Origin of the sequence: Novosphingobium album (ex Liu et al. 2023) (assembly GCF_029076845.1) — a bacterium.
Taxonomy (GTDB): domain Bacteria; phylum Pseudomonadota; class Alphaproteobacteria; order Sphingomonadales; family Sphingomonadaceae; genus Novosphingobium.
On sequence record NZ_JARESE010000025.1, the window covers coordinates 1 to 4,079 of the forward strand.

The window sequence follows — 4,079 nt, forward strand, 5'->3', positions numbered from 1 at the left end:
GCCATCCCAGGATCAAACCAAACCTCCAGCGACCCGCGCCTCTTCAGCGCAGCGTTATACTCGGGTCAGTTGGTCGTGCGATACTTCGTGGGCGTCGGCTTGGGCATCCCGACCATCTACGTCTTCCGATTCCTCAAGGGAATCCATCACTTTGATATGCAACAAAGCCCTGTATATCACGCCAGGGAGCCCATGGGAGAATGGCTATTGCGAAAGCTTCAACGGGTCGCTGCGCGATGAACTGCTTAACGGCGAAATCTTCTACTCGCTCGCCGAGGCCCAGATCCTGATCGAGGCGTGGCGGCGCCATTACAACACCGTCCGGCCGCACAGCTCGCTCGGATATCGACCACCGGCGCCGGAGGCCGTTCCATCGCCAGTGTCGCCCTCCGGTTCCGCTTCGCTCCACCTACGGCCGACACTGGCGATGGAGGCGTCAATGCACTAACAATCCGATCGGACCACTCGGTGGGGGCCGGTCAATCGAGCGTCCACGCCATCGAACGTACGCTGCGGACCATGCCGCCCCCGAGCAGGCGCGCCACGTCTACCTGATGCGGAACCTGGTTGTAGATGATGCCGCCGCCCGCGTCGGTGCGCAATTCCTCAGGCCGACGGGGACGGTAGAGGAAATTGCCGTAGTTCCACGAATTGATCATCGAAACCGGCCCGATCACGCCTTCGCGGATCAAAGCGCGCATCTTGGGGTTCTCGTGACGGCAGTGCAAAAAGTGTCGCTAAGCAACCCATTGAAATTGCTGATATAATAGCGCGTCGCTCGCGGTAAGTGATTGATATCCCTCATTCTGGAGGTTTTTCATGTTACGCTCCTGATCCCGGCCGCTGGCGGTTTCCCGCCCAGGAGCCGATCCCGGTGTGGCGAGACGTCAATGGTGATGACGCCTTTGGTGTTGATATGCTCGTGCGCATTGGGGGCGATGTGCATGATGTGATGATCCGGAAAGGTGTCCGGCATTCGCGCTCGAACCTCACCGATCCGGGTCGCGTTCCACGTCATGATAACGTTGGTAAGCAGTGTCAGGCCTGATGATATCGCGGCCATTTGTTCGGGCGTGCGGCCATGCCGTGCGCCGATCGGCCCGGAATAGATCGCGCGCTGCAGGGTGTGGACCGACTCGCCTTGGCTGAGCAAAGCGTCATTCATCCCACGGAACGCCGGATCGCCGAGATAAGCGCCCAGGAAGCGGGTCAGTAACAGCCTGCCGAAGGCATCCCCTGCCTGAAACGCCTCATCGCCCCGCGCGGCGCTGCCAAAGCGGTCCAAAACGTAGGTCGCGGAACACCAACCACTCTTGGTCGATGCCGCAATTCGGAGGAGCGGGTCCCATCCCCGAGTGATGGCGCTGGTTGAGACGGTCTCGCTCACAATTGGCCGCAGGCTGGCAGGTACATCGAGGCCACGCGGGAGATAGAGCTTGCGCTTGTTCATGCCGGCCAGCCTCGGCGCGAGATCAAACCCCACCAGATTGGCCAGCGCCATACCGAAATGTGTGTGGCCATGCGTATCCACCGCGACACGGTGGAGATCGACGGCTTCGTGGCGAAGAGCCCCTTCGATAGCGGCCCCGGCTTGCCGTCGGTTCAGGACGACGGCCTGGTCATGCAGGATCACCCATTGGTCGAGCACATGGGTGTAGGTTCCGACAGCCGGCGTGCGCCGTCGCGGATCATGGCGGGCTGTCCAGAGATGGCGGGTTGCATCAAGGCTCATCATGTCGGCCGATGCCTGAATTCCGCCTCCCCACAGCCTGGTGACCGGAAGCGTCCTGAAATGATCAAGCACCAAGCGGTTGGCCGCCGGCAATCGACCATTCGCCTCGATGCGGCGCATCATCTCGCCGACTGCGTCGGCTTCAATATTGAGCGTCATGCGCGCCATGTCGGCGGCGGTCAGATCTGAGCCCAAGGCGATCAGGGCCGCGTAGAGGATTATGAGTTCATGCTCGCTTGCGGGTGACCTGCCCAACAGCGCCCAGGAAAAGCGCGTGGCGGCATCGATGGCGATCAGCAGATCCGGCAACTGGATCTTTCCGACACCGGCGAACAGTTCGCGGCGAATGGCCTTGAGCCTTTCGTCTTCGGGAGCCGCCTTGAGTTTTGGAACGACCAATCGGTCGTTTTCAATCCGGATATCGCCTCTCGACACCGCCGCATCGATGGCTTTCAGGGCCGTCGTGAGTTCATCCTTGATCCAGCGGATGTTCGCTTCCGGCTTGGCTGACACGGCGAGGTTTCGCACGAACCGTGCTCGTTCCTTTTGCCATTGCGCCTTTGGGATCAGGCGGTCCTCAGGAGCACGGTGTTCCAGGCTGTGGTCGACGCTGGCCTGCCCATTGCGCAGCGAGCGTTTGAGCAGCATGAGCGTCGCCGCCCTATAGCCGCCAAAGGCGGCCTCGCGGTCCGGTTGATCGATGAGGAACGCCCACGTCCGACCGAATGGATTGGCGGTGCCTTCCGGCAATCGTCCCATTTCCGAACCCGCCACCCGGTCCAGTGTCGTCAATGCCTGCGAAAGCGGGTGCGTCGACGGCAGGTCCAAGCTGATCGACGAAGCCGCGCCCAACAACTCACTCGCGCCTCTGCCTGCTGTCGCCAGTTCCCGCCGGACCCGGCCAACCTTCGTGGATGGACCGTGTGCGCTGGCCGGCAGGAACGGCGCCAACATGGTGCGCATCTGGTCGCGCGCGACGGAAGCGGAGGTATTCTCATCGTCGACAAGGCTTGCCAATTGCAAGACCAACGCTTGATGTCGGCGCAGTTCGTCCTCGACCGCCGCCTCGGCGCGGGTTCGGGCCTGACGCCAGAGATCGGCGATCCGGTAGTCGATCATCCCCAGACCGCCATCCGTGAGACGCAGCAGTTGCAAGCGCAGAAAGCAGGCTATTTCAATGGTCTTGCGCTCACCACGCATCCGCTTGAGCGTCGCAGGCTTGCGGTAGAGCATTGATCTCGCCTGGGCGTTCAGCATTCCGGCTGCCAAGCCAAGATGGAGCCTGTCGGCCCCAAGTTTCTTCAGAAAATCGATCTTCGCGATATGGTCGGCGAGGCCTTTGGTTTTACGGGACGCGGGACTGTCTCGAAGCCATTCCAACCGCGTCTTGCCATTTGGCATCGTCTCCGACAGCTCAAGCGGCCAGACCTTCGTCTGTTCTATCCCCACTGCGGCTACCGCGCCGGCCAACAGACCGCCATCGTAATGGCGCCGGGCGCCTGATGCAGAACTCCTCAGCCGTCGCGTTGGCAACTGGACATAGTGGTGATCACGGAGCCATGCGCGCGCGGCTTGTTCCAACTCGTCCACGAGGAATTTGTCGCCGGCCTCGCGCCGCAGAAAGCCATTCAACGCGCGTTCCCCGTGCTCGGTGAGGTCGCGCAAACCCAGTGCCTGTTTCGCCGCGTCCTGATGCTCGAACAGCGTGCGGTGGCGGCGGTAAAGCGCGCGGATTGAGGCAAGCCGGGGCGGTGCAATCCCAAGCTCGGCACCGAGATGAGCCAGCACTTGCGGCGAAATCATCTCCACGGAATTGAGTGGTGCTCCCGTGAGGCGCAGAAAACCAACCTGCAGCGCCACGCCCAACCGGTTTAACGGTCGCCGGCGGCGGCGGACGGTTCGCCGATCGTCCTCGGAAAGCGAGAAGAAATGCGCGACTTCGGGTTCGGTTAAATTCTCCGGAAACCGTTCGCAACCAAGATATTGTCGAAACGGCGCATCCACGACTCGGCCCTCCCAGGAAAGACCCTACACACCGCCGGCTGAAGGTCGAGAAACCTCACCGGTCAATGATATCAATGGGTTACAATTTTCTCGCGGCTTTTATCGCTATGTTTCAATAGCTTGCTTAGCGGCACTTTTTGCACCGCCGTCACGAGAACCCCATTCTGCATCGGCTTGCCCGGGGCGATGTAATGCCACTCCAGCCCCATCTCCCCGCACCAGGCGAGGACCGCGTTCGAGGTCAGTTCGGTGCCGTTGTCGCTGACGATCATCCCTGGTGTCAACGGGCACCGAAGCTTCCCCAGATGTGGGCGCTTAAAATTCCCTATGTCGTTGGGGTTGG

The 4,079-nt window shown here is 61.3% G+C and carries 2 protein-coding genes and 3 pseudogenes; 1 reads left to right on the plus strand and 4 read right to left on the minus strand.

What is annotated here, in order from left to right:
- A pseudogene (locus PYV00_RS09055) lies at positions 1–107 on the minus strand (IS5/IS1182 family transposase); the annotation flags it as partial.
- A gap of 56 nt (positions 108–163) precedes the next feature.
- Between PYV00_RS09055 and PYV00_RS09060 the strand changes: the two are divergent.
- Positions 164–448, plus strand: a pseudogene (locus PYV00_RS09060) (integrase core domain-containing protein); the annotation flags it as partial.
- Positions 449–479: 31 nt separating this feature from the next.
- On the opposite strand, the gene PYV00_RS09065 reads toward PYV00_RS09060, so the two are convergent.
- The 3 genes and pseudogenes from PYV00_RS09065 to PYV00_RS09075 all read right to left on the minus strand — a co-directional run.
- Entirely contained in the window at positions 480–701 is a 222-nt protein-coding gene (locus PYV00_RS09065; RefSeq protein WP_275227950.1) for a Gfo/Idh/MocA family protein, read from the minus strand.
- Between the two features lie 116 nt (positions 702–817).
- Positions 818–3,736 carry a Tn3 family transposase gene (locus tag PYV00_RS09070; protein WP_046194694.1) on the minus strand — a complete coding sequence of 973 codons (2,919 nt, stop codon included), beginning with the start codon at positions 3,734–3,736 and terminating at the stop codon, positions 818–820.
- A 158-nt stretch (positions 3,737–3,894) separates the two neighbouring features.
- Positions 3,895–4,014: pseudogene (locus tag PYV00_RS09075) on the minus strand (IS3 family transposase); the annotation flags it as partial.
- Positions 4,015–4,079 lie beyond the last annotated feature (65 nt).